We start from the raw sequence: 21,993 nt of genomic DNA, 5'->3' as shown, positions 1-21,993 counted from the left end.
GATCGGCGCCATGTCGAAGCGACCCTCACTGTCCCGTCCCGCCGCCGTGCTGGCCTGCCTGTCCGTCCTCGTCCTGGCCGGGTGCGGCAACGAGGGCGACGGCTCCTCCGACACCGCGCAGGAGTCGACCAGCGAGTCGCCGTCGTCCGACTCCTCGGCCGCCTCCGGCAAGACCGCCACGTGCGACTACCCCTCCGACGGCCAGGAGCCGGCCCGCGAGGTCGACGCCCCCGACGCGGAGGCGCCTGCCGAGGGCACCGTCGCGGCGACCATCACCACCAACTTCGGCGACATCGGCCTGACGCTCGACGCGGCCGACGCCCCGTGCACGGTCAACTCGTTCGTGTCGCTGGCCGAGCAGGGCTTCTACGACGACACCACCTGCCCGCGCATCGGCGACCAGGAGGGCTTCGGCATCCTGCAGTGCGGCGACCCGACCGGCACCAGCGCCGGCGGCCCGGGCTACTCGTTCGACGACGAGCTCAGCGGCGACGAGACCTACCCGGCCGGCACGCTGGCGATGGCCAACGCGGGCGCGAACACCAACGGCTCGCAGTTCTTCCTGGTCTTCCGCGACTCGCAGTTCCCGCCGAGCTACACGACGTTCGGCACGATCGACGAGGCCGGCCTGAAGGTCATCGACGCGATCGCCAAGGAGGGCAACGACGCCTCCAACCCGGCCGGCGGCGGGCAGCCCAACAAGGAGGTCACGATCGAGAAGGTGACCGTCAGCTGACGTCGTCCCCGGACGTCGTCGCGGGCTCGGGGTGGTCGTCGTAGACGACGTCCGCCCCGAGCTGCACCGTCCGAGAGACGGTGCACAGGCGGTCGCGCGACATCTCGATCGCACTCTGGACGCGCGCGCGTGCCGCGTCGCCGTCCGGCCCCTCGGGGAACGCGACGTCGAACGACACGCGCAGCCCGGTCATGTGGTTGCCGTCGGCGTCGCGGACCTTGTGGCCCTCGGCGTGCACGTCGAAGGTCGTGCTCGACACCCGCTTGTGCGTGATCGCCTCGACGTCGAGGGCGCTGCAGCCGGCGATGGCGGCCAGCAGCAGCTCGACCGGCGTGAAGTCCGGGTCGTCTCCCCCGGTGCCGAAGAAGGTCTCCCCGCCCCGGGCGTTCGTGGCCTTGAAGCGGGCCGGACCGATCCGGGTGAGGTCGATGCTGCGCAGGGAGTCGTCGCTCATGCGCGACAGCCTGCCAGAGCCGGCCCCGGGGGCCGGCCGGGGTCAGCGGGTCTTGCGGCGCGCGGCGCGTCGGGCGCGGCGCTCCTCGCGACGGGCGATCTCCACGTTGCGCAGGAGGGCGCGGTCCTCCGCCGAGTGCGCCCGCGAGTCGACGAGGCTGAAGGCGAGGTGCAGCTGCGTGGTCATGGAGATCTGTCCTTTCGAGGGCGTCCGGCCCTGAGTTCTGGCACTGGTGACGACTCCGATGTGTAAGAGTCGGCCGCTCCGTTGCGGCTCTTACATTCTACGTCTGTCGGAGCCGTCCACGGCATCGACGACGTGGTGATCTCGACCACCCACCCGGCTAGTGTCGGGGGCGTGAGCGACACCCGAGCCCGACGCCCCGGACCCTCCGTGCGGACCCGCGTCGTGGAGCACTCCGACGACCGCGAGCAGCCGCGCGAGGACCGGCTCGTCACGGAGGAGCCGCTCGAGATCCGGGTGCGCTCGCGCGGCGTCGCGCCCCGCCGCGCGTGGGTGACGATGCGTACGCCCGGGCACGACTTCGAGCTGGCCGCGGGCTGGCTCGTCCACGAGGGACTCACCACCGGCGCGGGCATCGAGCGGGTCGCCTACTGCACCGACGCCGACCTCTCGGCCGACCAGGAGTTCAACGTCGTCACGGTCGACCTCGCCGACGGCGCCGCGGTCCCGCACCGCCACGTCGCGTCCTCCTCCGGCTCGTCGGCCTGCGGGGTCTGCGGCAAGGACAGCGTCAGCGACGCGCTCACCACCCGGTCCGCCGCGCCGTGGGCCGGAGCACGGCCGGACGCCGACGTCGTACGCCGCCTGCCCGACGCCCTGCGCGAGAAGCAGGCGCTCTTCGACCGGACCGGCGGGGTGCACGCGGCCGGGCTCGCCGACGCCGACGGCACGCTGCGCGTGGTCCGCGAGGACGTGGGTCGCCACAACGCGGTCGACAAGGTCGTCGGCGCCCGCGTGCTGGCCGGCGAGCCGACCGCCACGGCGTGCCTCGTCCTGAGCGGGCGGGTGGGGTTCGAGCTGGTCCAGAAGGCGGCGGCCAGCGGCATCGGCTCGATCGTCGCCGTGGGCGCGCCCACGAGCCTCGCCGCGGGCCTCGCCGAGGAGGCCGGCATCGACCTGTGGGGCTTCACCTCGCCCGGGCGGACCGTCCGCTACTGCTGAGTGGCGCCCGCCACCCGCCGGACCGCCCTCCGGCGTGGGGGCACGCGGCTGTCGGTGGGGCCGCCTATTTTCGTCGCGTGCGCATCCTCCACACCTCCGACTGGCACCTCGGGAGGTCCTTCCACCGCGAAGGGCTCCTGGGCCACCAGGGTGCGTTCGTCGACCACCTGCTGGAGGTCGTGGAGTCGGAGCGGGTCGACGTCGTGGTGGTGTCCGGCGACGTCTACGACCGGGCCCTGCCCCACGTGGACGCTGTCGAGCTCGCCGACGACGCGTTCGCCCGGCTCGCCGCGTCGCGCGCCTCGGTGGTGGTCAGCAGCGGCAACCACGACAGCGCCCGCCGGCTCGGCTTCGGCTCCCGCCTGATGGATGCCGCTGGCGTCTTCGTCCGCACCGACGCCGCCGGCATCGGCACGCCGGTCGTCCTCGGCGACGAGCACGGCGACGTGGCCTTCCACGCCCTGCCCTACCTCGATCCGTCGGCGCTGCTCGAGCCGTGGTCGCTGCCGCGCCGCAGCCACGAGGCGGCGCTCGCCGAGGCGATGACGCGCGTGCGCCGCGACCTCGCCGTCCGCTCCTCCGGGACCCGGTCGGTGGTCCTCGCCCACGCGTTCGTCGCCGGGGCCACGCCGAGCGAGTCCGAGCGCGACATCAGCGTCGGCGGCGTCTCCCGGGTCGCCACCAGCCTCTTCGACGGGATCGACTACACCGCGCTCGGCCACCTCCACGGTCCCCACGAGCTCGCCCCCGCCCTGCGCTACTCCGGCTCGCCCCTGGCGTACTCGTTCTCCGAGGCCGACCAGGCCAAGGGGTCCTGGCTCGTCGAGCTCGACGCACGCGGCTTCTCCGCGGCCCACTGGATCGACGCACCGGTGCCGCGCCGCCTGTCCCGGATCGCCGGTCGCCTCGACGACCTGCTGGCCGACCCCGCACTCACCGTGCTGGAGGACCACTGGATCCAGGCGACCGTCACCGACGTGCCCCGCCCGCCCCGGGCGATGGAGCTGCTGCGGCGCCGCTTCCCGCACACGCTCGTCCTGCAGTTCCCCGCGCCGGTGGTGCGCGACGACGCACCCGCCGCCCCGGCCGCGGGGCGCAGCGACCACGAGGTCACCCTCGACTTCCTCCGCCACGTGCGCGGTGCGCCCGCGACGCCCGAGGAGTCGGAGCTGCTCCAGCAGGCCGTCGACGCGTGCTGCCACGACCCCGACCAGGACGTCCTGGTCGGGACGGGGGCCGCGTCGTGAGGCTCCACCACCTCGAGGTGACCGGCTTCGGACCCTTCGCCGACCCCGCCCGCATCGACTTCGACGCGCTGTCTGACGCCGGGCTGTTCCTGCTCAGCGGGCCGACCGGCGCCGGCAAGTCCAGCGTGCTCGACGCCGTCTGCTTCGCGCTCTACGGCGACGTGCCGGGCGACCGCGCCACCGCCAAGCGGCTGCGCTCGGACCACGCCGGCGACGACGTCGTCCCGCGCGTGGTGCTCGAGGCCACGCTCTCCGGGCGTAGGTTCCGCATCGACCGGTCCCCCGCGTGGCGTCGTCCCAAGAAGCGCGGCACCGGCACCACGACGGAGCAGGCCCGCGTGGTGATCTCGGAGCGGCGGCGCGACCCCGACGGCACCGAGGCCTGGCACCCGCTCAGCACCCGCCTCGACGAGACCGGCCACCTCGTCACGCGCCTCGTCGGCATGACCCTCCCGCAGTTCTGCCAGGTCGCGCTGCTCCCGCAGGGGCGCTTCCAGGCGTTCCTGCGCGCCCGCTCGGAGGAGCGCCACGCGCTGCTCCAGCAGGTCTTCCGCACCGGGCGCTTCGACCAGGTCGAGCGCTGGCTGCGCGAGCGGCGCGTGGAGCTGCGCCGCGCCTCCGACGACCACCGTTCCGCGCTGGCCGACCTCGCCAGCCGCGTCAGCGAGGTCAGCGGCGAGCCCGCCCCGGACGAGTGGGCGGACGAGCCGGACCTGCTCGTCGAGTGGGCGCGTGGCCTCGCGAGCGCGACGTCGACGCTCGCCGCCGCCGAGACCACCAGCGTCGCCGCGTCGACCGCGGCGGAGCAGGCGGCCACCGACGCGGCAGCCGCCGGCACCGAGCTCGCGGGCCGACGGGCCGACCACGCCGCGGCCGAGCGCGAGCTCGCCGGCCTCCTCGGCGCCGCCGAAGAGCACCAGCGTCACGTCGCGGCCGCGGCGGCCGCCGAGCGTGCGCTCGCCGTCCGACCGCTCCAGGAGGTCGCCGTCGCCGCACGGACGGCCGAGGACGCTGCCGAGCGCGAGGTCGTCGGTCTCCGGCGCGAGCTCGCCCACCTCGTCGGCCCCGACGACGACGGCCCCGACGACGACGGCGCCGAGCCCGACGACCAGCAGGTCGCCGAGCACCAGCGGGTCGCCGTCCGCGCGCTCACCGACCTCGCACGCGTGCGTCCCCTGCGCGAGCAGGCCGCGGCCCTCGCCGGCGACCTGGACCGCCTCGCACGCGACCGGGACACGGCGGCCACCCGGGTCGAGGGCCTCGCCGCCCGGGCCGCCGAGCTCCCGGCGCTGCTCGACGACCTCGCCCCGCGCCTCGCCCGCGCCGTCGACGCGGCAACGCTCGTGCCCGCGCTGGAGTCCGAGCTCGCCGCGCTCGACGTCCGGCTGCGCGCCGCACGCACCGCCGCGGAGCTGACGGTGCGGCTCGAGGAGGCCGAGCAGGAGCAGCGCGCCGCGGCGTCCGCCCGGCTCGTCGCGCGCGAGAGGCTGGTCGAGATCCGCGAGCAGCGCCTCGACGGGATGGCCGCGGAGATCGCGTCCCGGCTCGCGGTCGGCGGCTGCTGCCCGGTGTGCGGGTCCGCCGACCACCCCTCCCCCGCCGCGCCCGCTCCCGGAGCGCCCGACGAGGCCGCCGAGCGTGCGGCCCGCCGGGAGGTCGACGACCTCGAGGCCGTCGTGGAGGCCCACGCCCAGCAGGTGCGCGGGCTCGAGGCGCGCCGCACCGCCGCCGTCGTCGAGGCCGGCGGCACCCGGGACGAGCTGATCGCCGCACGCGACGACGTACGCGCCCGGCTCGAGGACGCCGCGGCGCTCGCGGCGGACGTCCCCACCCTCGAGCGGCGGGTGGCGGCGCTGCGCGACGACCAGGCCGCGACGGCCGACGAGCTCGACCGCACCACCGCCGACGCCGCCCGGCTCGCCACGGAGGTCGCCGTCGTGACCTCGCGGCTCGACGACCTGCGCTCCCGGGTCCGCGACGTGCTGGCCGACGACGCCGACCTCGAGGCGCTGGTCGCGCACCACCAGCGCGTCGACGGCGTCGCGGGCCGGCTGCTGACGGCCGTGGCCGAGCTGGACCGTGCCCGGGGCGAGTCCCTGCGGGCCGGGGACGCCGCGGCCGACACCGCCCGCGAGCACGGCTTCGGGTCTGCCGAGGAGGCCGCGCACGCCTGGCTCGACACCGACCGTCTCGCCGCACTCCGTCGTCGGGTCGAGCAGCACGGCCACGACCTCGCGCGGGTCCGTGCGCGACTGGCCGACCCGGCGCTCGTCGAGGCCGCGGCCACCACCGCGCCCGACCTCGAGGCCCTCGCCCGCGACCTCCACCGTGCCCGCGCCGAGGCACAGGCCGCCCGGCAGCGCGAGGCCCGGCTCCAGGACCGGGCCGCCCGCCTCGACGGGCTGGCCGCCGACGTCGACTCCGCGCTGTCCGCCTGGCACCCGCTGCTGGCCGACCTCGACGTGGTGGCCCGACTGGCCGCGACCGTCGAGGGCAAGCACGCCGACAACCAGCTCCAGATGCGGCTGTCCGCCTACGTCCTGGCCCACCGGCTCGGACAGGTGGTCGAGGCCGCCAACCTGCGGCTGTCCACGATGAGCGACCGCCGCTACTCCCTCGTCCACACCGGTCGCCGCGGCGCCGGCGAGACGCGCGGCGGGCTGAGCCTGCTGGTCCGCGACGACTGGACCGGCGACAGCCGCGACCCCGCGACCCTCTCGGGCGGGGAGACGTTCGTGGTGTCCCTGGCCCTCGCGCTCGGCCTCGCCGACGTGATCACCGCCGAGGCGGGCGGCGCCGATCTCGACACGTTGTTCGTCGACGAGGGCTTCGGCACCCTCGACGCCGACACCCTCGAGGACGTCATGGACACCCTCGACACGCTGCGCGACGGCGGCCGGGTGGTGGGCGTGGTCAGCCACGTGCCGGAGCTGCAGACCCGCATCCCCACCCAGCTGCGGGTCCACCGCGGACGACACGGCAGCCGGGTGTCCCTGCGCGTCGGGTGAGGACGACTTCGGTAGGTTCGTCCGCATGAGTGCGCCCGGGCTCGACCCGACCTTCAGCGACCTGCCGCACCGCCGCCTCGGCGACGTGGCCCTGGCCCGAGCCCAGGAGCTCGGCGCCAGCCACGCCGACTTCCGCTTCGAGCGCAACCGGTACCAGTACCTCGGCGCCCGCGACGGCGTGCTGCAGACCGCCAGCGACGCCGAGGACCTCGGGTTCGCGGTCCGCGTGGTCCACCGCGGCGCGTGGGGCTTCGCCTCCGGCGTCGTGCTCACCGACGACGAGGCGCGCCGCGTCGCCGAGACGGCGGTCGCGGTGGCGAAGGTCGCTGCGGCGATGACCACCACTCCCGTCGAGCTCGCACCCGAGCCGGTCCACGACGACGTCACGTGGGTCTCGAGCTACGACGTCAACCCGCTCGAGGTCCCGACGCGTGACAAGGCGGCACTGCTGGTCGACTGGACCGAGCGGCTGCGGGCCGCCGACGCGGTCTCCCACGCCACCGCGTTCCTCCAGCAGGTGCAGGAGAACAAGTACTACGCCGACCTCACCGGCACGCGCACCACGCAGCAGCGCGTACGCCTCCAGCCCGGCTTCGAGGCCAGCGGCGAGGACGAGAAGAGCGGGCTCTTCGACACGATGGCCTCCATCGCCCCGCCCGTCGGTCGCGGCTGGGAGTACCTCGACGGCAGCCACTGGGACTGGGACGCCGAGCTGGCCGAGGTCCCCGACCTGCTCGCCGAGAAGCTCGCCGCCCCGAGCGTCGAGGCCGGGTCCTACGACCTGGTCGTCGACCCGTCGAACCTGTGGCTCACCATCCACGAGTCGATCGGACACGCCACCGAGCTCGACCGGGCGCTGGGCTACGAGGCCAACTACGCCGGCACGTCGTTCGCCACCTACGACAAGCTCGGCACCCTGCAGTACGGCTCGCCGGTGATGAACGTCCGCGGCGACCGCACCACGCCCCACGGCCTCTCGACGGTGGGCTACGACGACGAGGGCGTGCAGACCCAGGAGTGGGACATCGTCCGCGACGGCGTGCTGGTCGGCTACCAGCTCGACCGGAGCATGGGCCACCTCAAGCCCGAGCTCAACGACGGCCGCTCGAACGGCTGCGCGTACGCCGACTCCCCCGGCCACATCCCGATCCAGCGGATGGCCAACGTGTCGCTGATGCCCGGCACCGACGACCTGTCCACCGACGACCTCATCGGCAAGGTCGAGCGCGGCATCTACGTCGTGGGCGACAAGTCGTGGTCGATCGACATGCAGCGCTTCAACTTCCAGTTCACCGGCCAGCGGTTCTACAAGATCGCCGACGGCCGGCTCGACGGGATGCTCCGCGACGTCGCCTACCAGGCCACCACGACCGACTTCTGGGGCTCCATGGAGGCGGTCGGCGGTCCCGACACCTGGGTCCTGGGCGGCGCCTTCAACTGCGGCAAGGCCCAGCCGGGCCAGGTCGCGGCGGTCAGCCACGGCTGCCCGTCCGCGCTGTTCCGCGGCGTGAACATCCTCAACACCATCGACGAGGCAGGCCACTGATGACGACCTCTCCCCAGCAGCTCGTCGAGCACGCGCTCGCGACCTCGACCGCCGACGACTGCGTCGCGATCGTGCGCGACGTCACCAGCGCCAACCTGCGCTGGGCCAACAACACGCTCACCACCAACGGCGTGATGACCGAGGTGTCGGTCACGGTCGTCAGCTTCGCCGCGGTGGGCGGCGGCATCGCGACCGGCTCGGTGTCCGGCAGCGCCTCGACGCCCGAGCAGGTGACGGCGCTCGTGGAGGCGGCTGACGCCGCGGCCCGCGCCGGGTCGCCCGCCGAGGATGCCGCCGACCTCGTTGAGGCCATCACGTCCCCCGACTGGGACGACGAGCCTGCCACCACCGACATCCGGGTCTACGACGCGTTCGCGCCCGCTCTGGGCGAGGCGTTCGGCCAGGCCGGGGCGGAGGGCCGCCTGCTCTACGGCTTCGTCAACCACGACGTCACCACCACCTACCTCGGGTCGTCGCGCGGCCTGCGACTGCGGCACGCCCAGCCCACCGGCCACTACGCCTGCACCGCGAAGGACACCTCGCTCACCCGCAGCGCGTGGGTGGGCGGCGCGACCCGCGACTTCCGCGACGTCGACGCCGCGGCGATGGCCTCCAACGTCGCACGCCGGCTCGCGTGGGCCGAGCGGCGCATCGACCTCCCGGCCGGCCGCTACGACACGATCCTGCCGCCCTCGTCGGTCGCCGACCTGATGGTCGACGCCTACTGGAGCGCCGGCGCCCGCGTCGCCCACGAGGGCGAGTCCGTCTACAGCCGCCGCGGCGGCGGGACCCGGATCGGCGACAAGGTCGCCGCGCCGGGCGTCACGCTGTTCTCCGACCCGGCGCACCCCGGGCTGGAGTGCGCGCCGTTCGCGGTCGCGGGCGCGTCCGACAACACCGACTCGGTCTTCGACAACGGCCTGCGCCTCGAACGCACCGACTGGATCCGCGACGGCCTGCTCACCGGCCTGCTCCAGACGCGCCACTCCGCCGGCATGACCGGCCAGCCGGTGACCCCGATGATCGACAACCTGGTCCTCGAGGTCGGCGACGGCGCCGGCACCGTCGAGGACATGGTCGCGGGCGTCCAGCGCGGCCTGCTGCTGACCTGCCTGTGGTACATCCGCGAGGTCGACCCGCAGACCATGCTGCTGACCGGCCTCACCCGCGACGGCGTCTACGTCGTGGAGGACGGCGAGATCGTCGGCGCCGCCAACAACTTCCGCTGGAACGAGTCGCCGATCGACCTGCTCAACCGCTTCAGCGCGGCGAGCGCGACGGTGCCGAGCCTCAGCCGGGAGTGGGGCGACGACTACTTCTCGCGCACCGCCACGCCGGCCCTGCGCATCCCCGACTTCAACATGTCGAGCGTCTCCCAGGGCGTCTGAGGGGCGGCCCTACACCGCGAACGCGACCACGAGCAGGCTGAGCACGGCGACGAGCGTCAGCCATCGCCCGACCAGCATCCACCCGTCGGTGGTGTCAGTACGACCGGCCTCCGCCACGGGACCGTGCGCCTGCACGTGAGCGAGCAGGTCGGTGCCGTGGGCGGCGTACCGCGCGGCGGCCTCACGGGCCCGTGCCTCCCGACGTGCATCCACCCCCACCTGCTGGCGCAGGTCGATCTCGATCACCTGGCGCGGACGAGGCACGGCAGGCAGGGCGGTCGGGGTCGCAGGGTGCGCCACGAGCGACCGTGACACCTCGTCCGCGCCCACCCGCACCGTCATGGGCGCGAACGTAGGCGCCACCGAGCCCCGGGCAGCGCCGATGCGCGCGACGTACCCCCAATCAGGGACGCGGAGCCTGCCCGGACCACGTGCCGGAGATCAGCGCGACGACCTGCCGGCGGTGGCCCACCCACGTTCGGCGCGCGCAGAACGTCGCTCACACACCGCCCACTGGCGCGTCACTCGTACGCCACGCCACCGGCGGTGGCCCACCCACGTTCGGCGCGCGCATAACGTCGCTCACACACCGCTCCCCGGCGGCCGGGCGCGCCGAAGGCGGGCGGTCAGCGCAGCCGGCGGACCCGCTCGCGGTACTTCGCGGAGTTGTCGCCGTCGATGTCGGGGTCGCGGGTGCGGGAGATGTGGTCGACCTTCTCCTCGTGTCCCTGCACCGGCTGCGCCTCGATGAGGGTGTCGCGCTCGAACGCGTGGGACTTGTCGGTGTTGCGGTAGTAGCGGTAGATCGCCCAGTAGGTGCCGAGGGCACCGGCCGGTCCGGCGGCCAGGATCCACAGCGGGGCGCCGTCGCCGCTCGCGAGCACCGTGACGAGCGCGCTCATGCGGTGCCCACCAGGATCGCGCCGGCGATGCCCTCGAGGAACGTGCCGACCGTGAGGGCGGCCAGGATCAGGCGCCACTGCGAGACCGGCACGCTGCCCATGGTCTCCCCCGTGCGCGCGTTGACCGCGATGTAGTGCAGCATCTTGGTGTTCTCCTGGTAGTAGGAGTAGATCCACACCGGCAGGTACATCGAGACCCAGCGCGAGCCGCCGACGTCGACCTTCTCGCCCTCCCACCGCACGCCGCGGTCGAAGCGGTCGAGCGAGCCGTGCACCTGCGAGCGGCCGATCGACAGCAGCTGGTCCTCGAGCTTGGGCGACAGGTCCGCGACGTCGAGGTCGCGCTTCTCGCTGGTGAACCCGACGAGATAGCTGGAGTTCCAGCGCACCGCGTTCTTCGTGTCGAACGGCAGGATCGTGTTGACGATGTTGTTGGTCGTGCTGGAGTCGAACTGCGCGCGGTCGGCCGCGCCCTCCATGGTGAGGTCGTCGACGGTGAACGACACCGACCGGTCGACCTGGTAGACGTCGGCGGCGTAGTAGGTGACCGAGTTGTCGCCGCTCTTCTCCGTCCAGCGGCGCGTCTGCACCTCGCCCCGCCCGGTGTACGACGCCTCCGCCCGCGCGTCGACGACGAGGTAGGGCAGGTAGACGCCGAGGACGTTCTCGGGGACGAACTCCTTGCGGAAGCGCGGGTGCGCGAAGAGCCGCCGCTTGCCGGCGAACTCGCGGATCTTCTCGACCGCCTCGTCGCGGGTGAGCTTGAACGGCAGCACCGCGTCGGGGACCGCACCGTTGGGCGTGCGCTGGTTGACGTTGAGGGTGTGGCGGCACCAGTGGCAGCGCGCGTTCATCGCGTGCGCGGTGTCGACGACCACCTCGGCGCCGCACCCGCCACAGGTGAGGGTGACGATGTCGTCGGCGCCCTCGGCGATCTCCTGCGCGCCGCTGGCGATGACGGTGCCCTCGAGCTCGTCGATGCCGACGCCGAGCCCGAACTCCTCCTCGACCCGCTCCTCCTGCCACTGGTGGCGGCAGAACAGGCAGACCAGCATCCCGGTCGACGCCCGCAGCTGGACGTCGGTCGAGCCGCACTTCGGGCACCGGTTGACGCCGTCGGCGAGGGAATCGTTGATCGTCTCGATGGTCGGCCCCGCCTCGGGCTCGGCGCGCGCGGCGGCGAGCTCCTCCTCCAGCGAGAGGGGCGGGCCGTCGAAGACGGGCTTGCGGGGCTCGGCGGCGGGGGCGTCGCTGTGCTGGTCGTCCTGGGTCATGTCAGAGACCGAGTGCCTTCGCCTTCGCCGCGTCGTAGTCCTCCTGCGTGATCAGCCCGGCGTCGAGCATGTCCTTGGCGCGCTTGAGCACCGCCATCGGGTCCTCGGCAGCCGGCGCGGCGGGCGCAGCCGGCGCGGCCGGTGCCGCGGGAGCCTGCTGGACGGGCTGCTGGAGGCCACCGAGACCGGCGCCGCCGGCCGCCATGCCCATCCCGATCAGCCCACCGGGACCGGCGTTCTCGCCGGCGTTCTCGAACCCGGCGGCCACCGAGGCCTGCAGGTTGGAGTTGCCGCGCTGGCCCGACAGCGCGTCGGCACGCTGGACGTTCTTCAGCAGCTCGCGGGTCGTGGCGTCGTACTCGATGGAGATGATCGCGGTCTTGACGATCTCCAGGCCGCGGTCGGTGCGCCACTGGTAGTTCTGCTCGACGGCGGCCGACAGCGACTGCGCGAAGCCGATGGAGTCCTGCTGGAGCCGGGCGATCCGGTTCCCCTTGGCGGGGTCGTTGGTGTACATCGAGAACGCCGGGGCGAGCGACCCGACGACCTCGTTGAACAGCTGCTCGCCGGCGGGGTTGTCGATGTCGGTGAAGTCGAAGACGGCGCGGCCGCTGATCACGTTGGCCGAGACGAAGTTGCGGATGAAGGTGAGCGGGTCGGTGATCCGCAGCGTGTAGGTGCCGCGGGTGATCGCGCCGACCTGGGTGTTGAGGAAGGCGTCGTCCCAGTAGATCTCCGACTGGGTGCCGAACTTGTTGTTCGGCAGCTCCTTGAGCGACACGAAGATCGCGTTCTGCTGCGAGCCGGGGCGTCCGCCGAACTTGAAGCGCTCCCAGCTCTGCTTGATGATCGAGTCGACCAGGCCGCCGCCGGAGAAGACCGACTGCGACGCGGCCTCGTCGGAGTTCCAGATGTAGCCACCGGGCTGGGCGGCGAAGCCGGTGAAGGCGCCGTCCTCCATCAGGACCAGGCCGTAGCCCTCGGGCACGACGATCTTCGAGCCGTTGGTGATGACGCCCTCGGACGCACCCGCGTTGGCGCCGCGTCCGGTGTTCTGGTCCTTGCGGACCGCCGGGAACAGCGCGGCCGTCGGCGGGAGGCCGTCGGGCACCCCGAAGAAGTCCAGCCACTGGTCGGCGAGCGTGCCGCCGATCGCGCCGCTCACAGCCTGGATGAGTCCCATGGTCCGTTCCCTCCGAATCCGGTGCCGGGCGGTCCGCCCGGCCGACACACTAGCGCCCGGTGGCCCACCGGGTCAGGGCTTCTGGACCTACCGCTCGCCGGTCTGGAGCGCCTGCCAGGTGGCGTCGTCCACCACGCCCGTCGGGACCAGCCCGACGCGCTTCTGGTAGCGCGCGACCCCGCGCGAGGTGCGGTCGGTGAGCACCCCGGTGACCTTGATCGAGCCCAGCCCGCCGGCGCGCAGCGCGCGCTCGAGCCGCAGCACGTCACGGCCCGCGGACCCCACCTTGAGCAGCGGGGTGCCGCCGCGGGCGAAGAGGGCGGTCCAGGTGCGGGGATCGACCTTCCCGGTCACCCGCAGGCCGGCGCGACGCTGGAAGGCGGTGACCACACGCACGACGTCGCGGTCGTAGGCCCCGTCGAGCCGGCCGCGGTAGCGCGCCTGGGTGCGGAGCACGCACTGGAGCACCTCGACCCTGGCTCCCCGGCTGCCGCTGCGCAGGCGCGGGTAGCGCGGCAGGTCGATCCGCCTCCCACCGCAGGCCCGGAGGTTCTTCGGCGCGCGTGAGCCGCCGTCGAGCTCGAGGAAGTTGCGGTCGATGGTGAGCGGTACGCCGCCGTAGGTGGCCGTCGTGTGCGCCTCGTACTGGTGCACCCGCTCGCCCTCCCAGCTCGACCCGCGGACCCACTGGGCGTCGACCTCGGTGTCGGGGCGGCCGTTGTACCAGGCGTACCAGACCTGGTCGGGCATGGCGTAGGAGCCGGGCGACAGGTTGTCGGCGTTGTCGAGGGCGTGGATGCCGGCCGAGATGCTCGAGTAGACGCCCGAGCGGTAGCCCAGGTCGTGCAGCGCCAGCGTCCAGCCGCTGAGGAACCGCAGCGCGGAGCGGCGGCAGTCGTCCGAGGCGACGTCGAAGCCGCCCTCGAGGTCGTACCAGAGGGTGCTCCGGCGGGGCAGCCCGAGCTCGCGGGCCCGGGCGACCGCCGCCACGGCCTCGGCACGGCCACGGGCGTCGGCCGCCGCGTAGTCGCCGGCGGGGGTCGCGTCGATGACGTCGGTGTAGCCGCTCGAGCAGGAGGCCTGCGGGCCCACCCAGATCGGGAGCAGCCGCCAGCCGGCCGCGCGCTGCCGGGAGACCCAGGTGGCGTCGAGGTGGGGCTGGCCGGGGTCGGTCGTGGTCGTCCGGCACGACATGCTCGACCCGCCGATGTAGATGCCGGCGCCCCAGAACGGCGACGACGCGAGCCAGGCGTCCATCTGGTCCTGGGTCGGCGCGCAGCGGGCGTCGAACGCGTAGCCGCTGAGGCCGTCGCGCTGGCGCGCGGCCGAGGCCGGACCGCCGGTGACCAGCAGGGTCGCGACGAGGCCGGTCAGCGCGGCCAGGACGAGTGCGCGCAGGCGCGCGGGTGTGGCGTGCATGTGGTGTTCTCCCCCGAGTACGTGTGTGCGCTCGGCACCCTAGCCGACCGGACCGACCTCGGGGTCGTAGGGCGTGCGGGTGTAGACGAACGTCGCGCACTCCAGGTTGCGCACCGACCCGTCCGGGCGGCGCACCACCTCGAGCCGCTCGCCGCGGTGGTAGCCGCCCACCCCGACCAGGGCGCCGTCACGCAGCTCGAAGCGGTCGGTCACCACGCCGCCGCGCGCCATCGACCGCAGCTCGAGGCCGTCGTTGTGCCAGCGCACGTCCTGGGCGGAGTTGCCCCAGAACCACAGGCCCGGGACGCCCTCGGCCTCACGCGGCAGGGCGATCGTCGGGCGCCACGGCTCCGGCCGGTCGTCGTCGGCGTCCGGGTCGCCCTCGATGAGGGAGACCGCCAGGGCCCGCGGGTCGGTGCCGGTGGTCGCGTTGGCCAGCACCGCGGCGCCGATACCGCTGTCCGGGTCGACGTGCAGCGCGGCGAGGAAGCCGGGCATCGAGCCGTTGTGGCCGACCAGTCGCCCGCCGGGGTGGACGCCGAGCATCAGGCCCAGCCCGTAGTCGGGCGAGACCGGCCGCTGCATCTCGGCGAGGCTGGCGGGTGCGAGCACGTCAGGGCGCGCGCCGCCGAGCAGCTGCCCCCACGTGACGAGGTCGGCGAGGGTCGACCACAGCTGGCCCGCGGGCGCCATCGCCCCGGTGTCGGTCAGCGGCTCGTGGACCCGGATCCCGGTGAAGTGGTCGACGCTCCACCCCGGCTGCGCGCCCGGCCGCGGGAGGTACGACGTCGCGCGCATCCCGAGCGGTCGCAGCAGCCGCTGGGCGACCAGCTCGCGCCACGGCACGCCCCACCGCCGGGCGACGACCTCACCGAGCAGACCGTAGCCGAGGTTGGAGTAGTGGAACCAGTCGCCCGGCGCCGCGACCCGGCCGGACCCGTCGTTGGCCGCGACGAGGGCGGCGAAGTCGCCGCCGCGGTTGCGCTCCCACCACGGGCCGCGCGGCTCGCTCTGCATCCCCGACGTGTGCGCCAGCGCGTCGCGCAGGGTGACCTCGCCGTAGCCGACGTCACCGAGGTGGTCGGCGAGCCGGTCGTCGAGGTCGAGAAGCCCCTCGTCGCGCGCCTGCACCACCAGCACGGCGGTCATCGTCTTGGTGATCGACCCGATCCGGTACTGCCCGTCGAGGCCGGGGGCACGTCCGGCTCCCCCGGCCCACACCGCGCCGTAGCGGTCGAAGACCGTGCCGACGACCGACGTCAGCCGGCCCTCGGCCTGCGCGACGTCCAGCAGTCGCTGCCTCTGGTCACTCACGCGGGCGACCCTACGACCTGGGAGCGGGCTCAGTCCTCCGCGAACGCCTCCGGCGACGGGCACGAGCAGACCAGGTTGCGGTCGCCGTAGGCCTGGTCGATGCGCGCGACCGGCGGCCAGTACTTGTCCGGGTCGATGCCCCGCGGGAAGACGCCGAGCTCGCGGGAGTACGCCCGGTCCCACTCGCCGACGAGGGCGCGGGCGGTGTGCGGCGCGTGCCGCAGCGGCGACTCCTCCGGGGTCCACTCCCCCGCCTCGACCCGCGCGATCTCCCCGCGGATCGCGATCATCGCGTCGCAGAACCGGTCGATCTCGGCGAGGTCCTCGGACTCCGTCGGCTCCACCATGAGGGTGCCGGCGACCGGGAACGACATGGTCGGGGCGTGGAAGCCGTGGTCGACCAGCCGCTTGGCCACGTCGTCGACCGTCACGCCGCTGGCCTTGGTGATGCCGCGCAGGTCGAGGATGCACTCGTGGGCGACCAGGTCGCCGTGACCGCGGTAGAGCACCGGGAAGTGCTCCTCGAGGCGGTGGGCGATGTAGTTGGCCGACAGGACCGCGACGGCGGTGGCCCGGGTGAGGCCCTCGGCGCCCATCATCCGGATGTAGGCCCACGTGATCGGCAGGATGCCGGCCGAGCCGTAGGGCGCGGCGCTGATGGCGCCGATCCCGGCGCGCTTGTCCTCCTCCGGGTGTGCGGCGTGGGACGGCAGGTGCGGCGCGAGGTGGGCGCGGACCGCGACCGGGCCGACGCCCGGGCCGCCGCCACCGTGCGGGATGCAGAAGGTCTTGTGCAGGTTGAGGTGCGACACGTCGCCGCCGAACTCGCCGGGCCGGGCGTGGCCGAGCAGCGCGTTGAGGTTGGCGCCGTCGACGTAGACCTGGCCGCCGTGGTCGTGGACGATCTTGCACAGGTCGGTGATGGTGTCCTCGTAGGCGCCGTGCGTCGAGGGGTACGTCACCATGATCGCCGCGAGCGTCTCGGCGTGCTGCTCGCACTTCGCGCGCAGGTCGTCGAGGTCGACCGAGCCGTCGTCGGAGGCCTTGACCACGACCACCTTCATGCCGGCCATCACGGCCGAGGCCGCGTTGGTGCCGTGGGCCGACGACGGGATCAGGCACACGTCGCGCCCGGTGTCGCCGTTGGCGTGGTGGTAGCCCCGGATCGCGAGCAGGCCGGCGAGCTCGCCCTGGGAGCCCGCGTTGGGCTGGACGGACACGCGGTCGTAGCCGGTGACCTCGGCGAGCCAGCGCTCGACGTCGTCGACGAGCTCTCGGTAGCCGGTCGCGTCCTGGGCGGGGGCGAACGGGTGCAGGTCGGCGAAGCCCGGCAGGCTCACCGGCTCCATCTCGGTGGTGGCGTTGAGCTTCATCGTGCACGAGCCGAGCGGGATCATGCCGCGGTCGAGCGCGTAGTCGCGGTTGGACAGCTTCGCGAGGTAGCGCAGCATCTGCGTCTCGCTGTGGTGGGAGCTGAACACCTCGTGGGTGAGGAAGTCCGTGGTCCGGGCCAGGTCGGCGGGCAGGCCGCTGGGAGCCTCCTCGACGGCCGCGACGCCGAAGGAGCGCAGGACCGACGACACCGTGGCCGGGGACGTGCGCTCGGAGGTCGAGACGCCGACGTGGTCCTCGTCGACCAGGCGCAGGTGGAGACCGACCGCGCGGGCCGCGGACACGACCTCGGCCGCCCGGCCGGGCACCGCGACGGTGAGGGTGTCGAACCACGTGCTGTTGACGACCTCCACGCCTCCCGCGCACAGCGCCGCGGCGATGCGCGAGGCGTGGTCGTGGGTGCGCTGCGCGATCCGGCGGATGCCGTCGGGGCCGTGGTAGACGGCGTACATCGAGGCGACCACGGCCAGCAGCACCTGCGCCGTGCAGATGTTGGAGGTGGCCTTGTCGCGGCGGATGTGCTGCTCGCGGGTCTGCAGCGCGAGGCGGTAGGCCGGACGTCCCTCGGCGTCGACGGACACGCCGACCAGGCGGCCCGGCAGGTGGCGCTCGAGGCCGGCGGACACGGACATGAAGCCGGCGTGCGGGCCGCCGTAGAACAGCGGGACGCCGAAGCGCTGGGAGGAGCCCACCACGACGTCGGCGCCGAACGTCCCGGGCGCCTCGATCAGCGCGAGGGCGAGGATGTCGGCTGCGACGACGGCGAGCCCGCCGCGCTCGTGGACGGCGTCGATCACCGGCCGCGGGTCGCGGACCTCGCCGGAGGCACCGGGGTACTGGACCAGCACGCCGCAGACGTCGCCCTCGGGCAGACCGTCGGTCAGGTCGGCCACGACCACCTCGATGCCCATCCCGGCCGCGCGCGTGCGGACCACGTCGATGGTCTGCGGCAGCGCGTCGGCGTCGACGACGAACGCGCCCGTCGCGCCGCGCTTGGCCCGACGCACCAGCGTCATCGCCTCGGCGGCGGCGGTGCCCTCGTCGAGCAGCGACGCGTTGGCCGTCGGCAGGCCGGTCAGGTCGGCGACGACGGTCTGGAAGTTCAGCAGCGCCTCGAGCCGGCCCTGGGAGATCTCGGGCTGGTAGGGCGTGTACGCGGTGTACCAGGACGGGTCCTCGAGCACGTTGCGCCGGATCACCGGCGGGGTGATCGTGGCGTGGTAGCCCAGCCCGATCATCGCCTCGGCGGGACGGTTCTGCGAGGCCAGGGTGCGCAGCGCCCGCGCGGTCGCCTCCTCGTCGAGCGGGGCCGGGAGGTCGAGCGCGGCGGCGGTGCGGATCCCGCCCGGCACCGCGGCGCTCATCAGCGACTCCAGCGACTCGTGCCCGACGGCGCGGAGCATGTGCGCAACCGCGGCGTCGTCGGGGCCGATGTGGCGAGCGACGAACTCGCCGGTCTCGGCGGCGGTCGGGGCGTGGCTGGCGTCCGGCACGTGGGGCTCCCTGAGGTCACGGAGGTGGCCTCCCCCTCTGTCGGCCCGGTGGCCTCCAGAGTGCCAACCCGTGCGGTCCGGGTGCCTGAGAGGTTCCGGGGAGGAATTGCCCCTTCGGCGCACGTACGGCCCGAGATGCGGACCGCGGTGACTCTCCCGCACGGGATGTCAGCACCCCCACTCTAACCCGCCGACGCCGGAAATCGACGAGGGCCACCCGGTGTCCGGGTGGCCCTCGTCGAGAGGATCGCGGTGGTGCTGTGTCGCGCCCGGGTGCTCAGCCGGTGTGGCGGGCTGCGCGGCGCGCGGCCAGCTCGTCACCCGGGACCGAGGCGGTCGGGTCCTGGGCAGCGCGCTCGCTGGGCAGCTCGGCGAGGGTGCCCTCGATCTCGCGCCAGACGCCGCCGATGGCGATGCCGAAGACGCCCTGGCCGCCCTGGAGCAGGTCGATGACCTCGTCGTTGCTGGTGCACTCGTAGACGGACGCCCCGTCGCTCATCAGCGTCACGCGGGTCAGGTCGTCGGTGCCGCGCTCGCGCAGGTGGGCGGTCGCGGTGCGGATCTGCTGGAGCGAGATGCCGGCGTCGAGGAGTCGCTTGACGACCTTGAGGATCAGGATGTCGCGGAAGGAGTAGAGCCGCTGCGAGCCGGAGCCGGCCGCGCCGCGGACGCTCGGCTCGACCAGGCCGGTGCGGGCCCAGTAGTCGAGCTGGCGGTAGGTGATGCCGGCCGCGTTGCAGGCCGTCGGGCCGCGGTAGCCGGTGTCGCTCGGCAGCGGCGACACGTCGTCGTCGAAGAGCAGGCCCTGCTCCTCGGCCAGCTCGGCGGCATCGGCCGCGGCCTTGATGCCGGCGGCGTCAGCGCCGTGCTCGTTCTCGTTGGTACCCACGCGACCCTCCAGGTCTGATCCTCCGCTGTGCAGTAACTCCTAGGGGGAAGGATCCGCGGATCGGCCCGGGGGCACCACAACGGTGGAGTTACAACGAAGACAGTTCACCGTAAGCCCGCACCCGGGGGTTGTCCATCCACGGGGCGGCGTGTCGCAACCCTCAACCTCAGGTTGAGGGTGAGTCCTCGGCGCGGCAGGGTCAGGGCGACTCGAAGTCGTCGGGCGAGACGTGGTCGAGGAACTCGCGGAACCGCTCGACCTCGTCCTCCTGCTCGACCGGGACCGCCAGGCCCGCCTCGTCGAGCACCGACTCCGCGCAGACGATCCGCGTCCCGGTGCGCAGGGCGAGCGCGATCGAGTCCGACGGCCGGGCGCCGACCTCGGCGCCACCCTCGAAGACGAGCTGGGCGTAGAAGATGCTGTCCTGCATGTCCACGATCCGCACCTCCTCGAGGCGCTGACCGGTCGCGGCGAGCACGTCGCGCATCAGGTCGTGGGTCAGCGGCCGTGGCGGCGTCACCCCCTGCTGGGCGAACGCGATGGCGGTGGCCTCGACCGCTCCGATCCAGATCGGGAGGTAGCGCTCACCAGTGACCTCGCGCAGCAGCACGATGGGCTGGTTCGAGGGCATCTCGACCCGTACTCCGACGACGTCCATCTCCCGCATGCCGACCACCCTACTCAGGTCCCCCCACGCACCCGGGCCGGGCTCAGCCGCGGTCGAGGCCGACCTTCACCAAGGTGGCGTGCAGCCGCACCGAGAGGGCCGCGATCTCGGAGGTGGCGTCCTCCGCGCGCCCGCGCGCGGCGGCGTCGCGTCCGCGCGCCAGCGGGGCGACGACCTGCTGGACCAGGCCCACCTCGCGGTCGGCGGCGGTCTTGAAGGCGCGCAGGTGGCGCGGCTCGAAGCCGTAGTCGGCGAGCTCGCGGGCGGTCTGGGCGACCACCAGCGCGTCGCTGTCGAAGTGGCCGGTCCCGGACAGCGCGCGCACCAGGCCGAACTGCTCGAGCTGGACCAGGAGGTCCTCGGAGATCTCCGCGACCTTGAGCAGCTCGCGGCGCGAGAGCCGCAGGTCGCTGGAGCGCCGGAACGACTCGGGGCTCGGCAGGCCGTCGGCGCTGAGCGCGACCTTCGGCACCGTCGGCACGACCGACTCGATCGGCGGGGGCTCGAGGCCCCGGTCGATGGCGTCAAGGTGGTCGCCGATCACCTTGAGCGGGAGGTAGTGGTCGCGCTGCATCAGCAGGATGTAGCGCAGACGCGCGACGTCGTCGCCGGAGAACTTGCGGTAGCCGGCGGCGGTGCGCTCGGGCTTGACCAGGCCCTTGTCCTCGAGGAACCGGATCTTGGGGATGGTCACCCCGGGGAAGTCAGGACGCAGCTGGTCGAGCACCTGCCCGATGTTGAACCGGGCGCCGCGGTGGTGTCCCGCGGACGGGGAGGCACCCACGGATCAGCTGTCCGGGTGGGAGGAGAAGAACACCAGGCGGTACTTGCCGATCTGGACCTCGTCGCCGTCGGTGAGCTCCACGGAGTCGATCCGGTCGCGGTTGACGTAGGTGCCGTTGAGGCTGCCGACGTCGCTGACCGTGTAGCCAGCACCCGAGCGGCGGAACTCGGCGTGCCGGCGCGAGACGGTCACGTCGTCGAGGAAGATCTCGCTGTCGGGGTGGCGGCCGGCGCCGACGACGTCGGTGTCGAGCAGGAACCGGCTGCCGGCGCTCGGGCCACGCTGCACGACGAGGAGCGCGTGGCCCTCCGGGAGCGCGTCGACCGCGGCGGCGTCGACCGGGCTCAGCTGGCGGTCCGAGGACTCGCGCTGGTCCGGCGCCCCGAAGGTGATGGTCGCGGTGGTCTCGACCGGGGTGGACCCGGTGTCCTCCCCCGCGAGCAGCTTCGTGCCGCACTGGGCGCAGAAGCGGGCATCGTCGGGGTTCTGCTTGCCACACGCGGTGCAGAACGGCATGGATGTCTCCTCGGCGGATCGACGCCCAACCCTCAGCCGAGGGTTGAGGTTGACGGTTGCCCCGAACCTATCAGCCCCCGGGTGGGGGTGGACCGGGATCCGGGGCTCGACGGTCGGTCGGCGGACGGTCGGCGGACGAGCGGCTCAGCCCTCGAGGCCCGACTGGTACGTCGCGGCGTCGAGGAGGCCCTCGAGCTGGGTGTCGTCGGCCACCGTGACCTCGAACAGCCAGCCCGCCTCGTAGGGGTCGCTATTGACCAGCTCGGGGGTCGAGTCGAGCGCGGCGTTGGTGGCGACCACCTCGCCGGTGACCGGTGCGTAGATGTCGCTGACCGACTTGGTCGACTCGAGCTCACCACAGGTCTCCCCCGCCGTGACGGAGTCGCCGACCTGCGGCAGCGAGACGTAGACGATGTCGCCGAGCGCGTCCTGGGCGAAGTCGGTGATGCCCACGCGGACCGAGCCCTCCGCGTCGCCGGGGGTGCGGACCCACTCGTGCTCGCTGGTGTACTTCAGGTTCTCCGGATACACGTCGGCTCTCCTCGCGAGGTCGGGACGCGGCAGACCCGTTCTGCCGCCAGGGCGCTCCGGCGGCA

The 21,993-nt window shown here is 73.5% G+C and carries 20 protein-coding genes and 1 riboswitch; of the genes, 6 read left to right on the top strand and 14 right to left on the bottom strand.

What is annotated here, in order from left to right; translation table 11 throughout:
• The first annotated feature begins 10 nt into the window (after positions 1 to 10).
• Entirely contained in the window at positions 11 to 736 is a 726-nt protein-coding gene (locus KDN32_RS09630) for a peptidylprolyl isomerase (RefSeq protein WP_211731768.1), read from the top strand.
• Here the strand turns inward: KDN32_RS09630 and KDN32_RS09625 are convergent.
• Positions 729 to 1,190 (bottom strand): OsmC family protein, encoded by a 462-nt coding sequence (locus tag KDN32_RS09625; RefSeq protein ID WP_211731767.1) that lies wholly within the window; start codon positions 1,188 to 1,190, stop codon positions 729 to 731. The genes KDN32_RS09630 and KDN32_RS09625 overlap by 8 nt on opposite strands.
• A 42-nt stretch (positions 1,191 to 1,232) precedes the next feature.
• Positions 1,233 to 1,376, bottom strand: coding sequence for a hypothetical protein (locus tag KDN32_RS09620; RefSeq protein ID WP_211731766.1), 144 nt, complete (start codon positions 1,374 to 1,376; stop codon positions 1,233 to 1,235).
• Between the two features lie 171 nt (positions 1,377 to 1,547).
• Here KDN32_RS09620 and KDN32_RS09615 point away from each other — a divergent pair, with 171 nt between their 5' ends.
• From KDN32_RS09615 to KDN32_RS09595, 5 genes are all read left to right on the top strand, one after another.
• On the top strand, positions 1,548 to 2,375 hold the full coding sequence (locus tag KDN32_RS09615; RefSeq protein ID WP_307853895.1) for a formate dehydrogenase accessory sulfurtransferase FdhD: 828 nt from the start codon (positions 1,548 to 1,550) through the stop codon (positions 2,373 to 2,375).
• 77 nt (positions 2,376 to 2,452) lie between these two features.
• A complete protein-coding gene (locus tag KDN32_RS09610; RefSeq protein WP_211731765.1) occupies positions 2,453 to 3,622 on the top strand; it encodes an exonuclease SbcCD subunit D in 1,170 nt (389 codons plus the stop codon).
• Entirely contained in the window at positions 3,619 to 6,630 is a 3,012-nt protein-coding gene (locus KDN32_RS09605) for an AAA family ATPase (protein WP_211731764.1), read from the top strand. The genes KDN32_RS09610 and KDN32_RS09605 overlap by 4 nt, the downstream gene beginning before the upstream one ends.
• Before the next feature lie 25 nt (positions 6,631 to 6,655).
• Positions 6,656 to 8,176, top strand: coding sequence for a TldD/PmbA family protein (locus tag KDN32_RS09600; protein WP_211731763.1), 1,521 nt, complete (start codon positions 6,656 to 6,658; stop codon positions 8,174 to 8,176).
• A complete protein-coding gene (locus KDN32_RS09595) occupies positions 8,176 to 9,564 on the top strand; it encodes a metallopeptidase TldD-related protein (RefSeq protein WP_211731762.1) in 1,389 nt (462 codons plus the stop codon). Before KDN32_RS09600 ends, KDN32_RS09595 begins: the two co-directional genes overlap by 1 nt.
• Before the next feature lie 9 nt (positions 9,565 to 9,573).
• Here the strand turns inward: KDN32_RS09595 and KDN32_RS09590 are convergent, their stop codons facing one another.
• From KDN32_RS09590 to gcvH, 12 genes are all read right to left on the bottom strand, one after another.
• Entirely contained in the window at positions 9,574 to 9,906 is a 333-nt protein-coding gene (locus KDN32_RS09590; protein WP_211731761.1) for a hypothetical protein, read from the bottom strand.
• A gap of 284 nt (positions 9,907 to 10,190) precedes the next feature.
• The gene (locus KDN32_RS09585) at positions 10,191 to 10,466 is read right to left on the bottom strand and encodes a hypothetical protein (protein WP_211731760.1); all 276 of its coding nucleotides are present in this window, start codon (positions 10,464 to 10,466) and stop codon (positions 10,191 to 10,193) included.
• On the bottom strand, positions 10,463 to 11,740 hold the full coding sequence (locus tag KDN32_RS09580; RefSeq protein WP_211731759.1) for a TFIIB-type zinc ribbon-containing protein: 1,278 nt from the start codon (positions 11,738 to 11,740) through the stop codon (positions 10,463 to 10,465). Before KDN32_RS09580 ends, KDN32_RS09585 begins: the two co-directional genes overlap by 4 nt.
• Before the next feature lies 1 nt (position 11,741).
• The gene (locus tag KDN32_RS09575; RefSeq protein ID WP_211731758.1) at positions 11,742 to 12,923 is read right to left on the bottom strand and encodes an SHOCT domain-containing protein; all 1,182 of its coding nucleotides are present in this window, start codon (positions 12,921 to 12,923) and stop codon (positions 11,742 to 11,744) included.
• An 87-nt stretch (positions 12,924 to 13,010) separates the two neighbouring features.
• Complete coding sequence (locus tag KDN32_RS09570; RefSeq protein WP_211731757.1) at positions 13,011 to 14,342, bottom strand: glycoside hydrolase domain-containing protein; 1,332 nt, start codon at positions 14,340 to 14,342, stop codon at positions 13,011 to 13,013.
• Between the two features lie 39 nt (positions 14,343 to 14,381).
• Complete coding sequence (locus KDN32_RS09565) at positions 14,382 to 15,656, bottom strand: serine hydrolase domain-containing protein (RefSeq protein WP_211731756.1); 1,275 nt, start codon at positions 15,654 to 15,656, stop codon at positions 14,382 to 14,384.
• Between the two features lie 29 nt (positions 15,657 to 15,685).
• Positions 15,686 to 18,541: an aminomethyl-transferring glycine dehydrogenase gene (gene gcvP / locus KDN32_RS09560; RefSeq protein WP_211731755.1), complete on the bottom strand. Its 2,856-nt coding sequence runs from the start codon at positions 18,539 to 18,541 to the stop codon at positions 15,686 to 15,688.
• Positions 18,542 to 18,604: 63 nt separating this feature from the next.
• A riboswitch (glycine riboswitch) is annotated at positions 18,605 to 18,710 on the bottom strand.
• A gap of 108 nt (positions 18,711 to 18,818) precedes the next feature.
• Positions 18,819 to 19,388 (bottom strand): MerR family transcriptional regulator, encoded by a 570-nt coding sequence (locus tag KDN32_RS09555; protein WP_372446521.1) that lies wholly within the window; start codon positions 19,386 to 19,388, stop codon positions 18,819 to 18,821.
• A 241-nt stretch (positions 19,389 to 19,629) separates the two neighbouring features.
• Entirely contained in the window at positions 19,630 to 20,097 is a 468-nt protein-coding gene (locus KDN32_RS09550; protein WP_211731753.1) for a bifunctional nuclease family protein, read from the bottom strand.
• Between the two features lie 43 nt (positions 20,098 to 20,140).
• Positions 20,141 to 20,881, bottom strand: coding sequence for a transcriptional regulator FtsR (gene ftsR, locus KDN32_RS09545; RefSeq protein ID WP_211731752.1), 741 nt, complete (start codon positions 20,879 to 20,881; stop codon positions 20,141 to 20,143).
• A gap of 3 nt (positions 20,882 to 20,884) precedes the next feature.
• Positions 20,885 to 21,397, bottom strand: coding sequence for a zinc-ribbon and FHA domain-containing protein (locus KDN32_RS09540; RefSeq protein ID WP_211731751.1), 513 nt, complete (start codon positions 21,395 to 21,397; stop codon positions 20,885 to 20,887).
• 144 nt (positions 21,398 to 21,541) lie between these two features.
• Positions 21,542 to 21,928: a glycine cleavage system protein GcvH gene (gcvH, locus tag KDN32_RS09535; protein ID WP_307853892.1), complete on the bottom strand. Its 387-nt coding sequence runs from the start codon at positions 21,926 to 21,928 to the stop codon at positions 21,542 to 21,544.
• Between the last annotated feature and the right edge of the window lie 65 nt (positions 21,929 to 21,993).

This window comes from Nocardioides palaemonis, from assembly GCF_018275325.1.
GTDB lineage: Bacteria > Actinomycetota > Actinomycetes > Propionibacteriales > Nocardioidaceae > Nocardioides > Nocardioides palaemonis.
The sequence above is the reverse complement of the archived record's forward strand: the minus strand, read 5'-3'. Positions and strand labels throughout refer to the sequence as shown.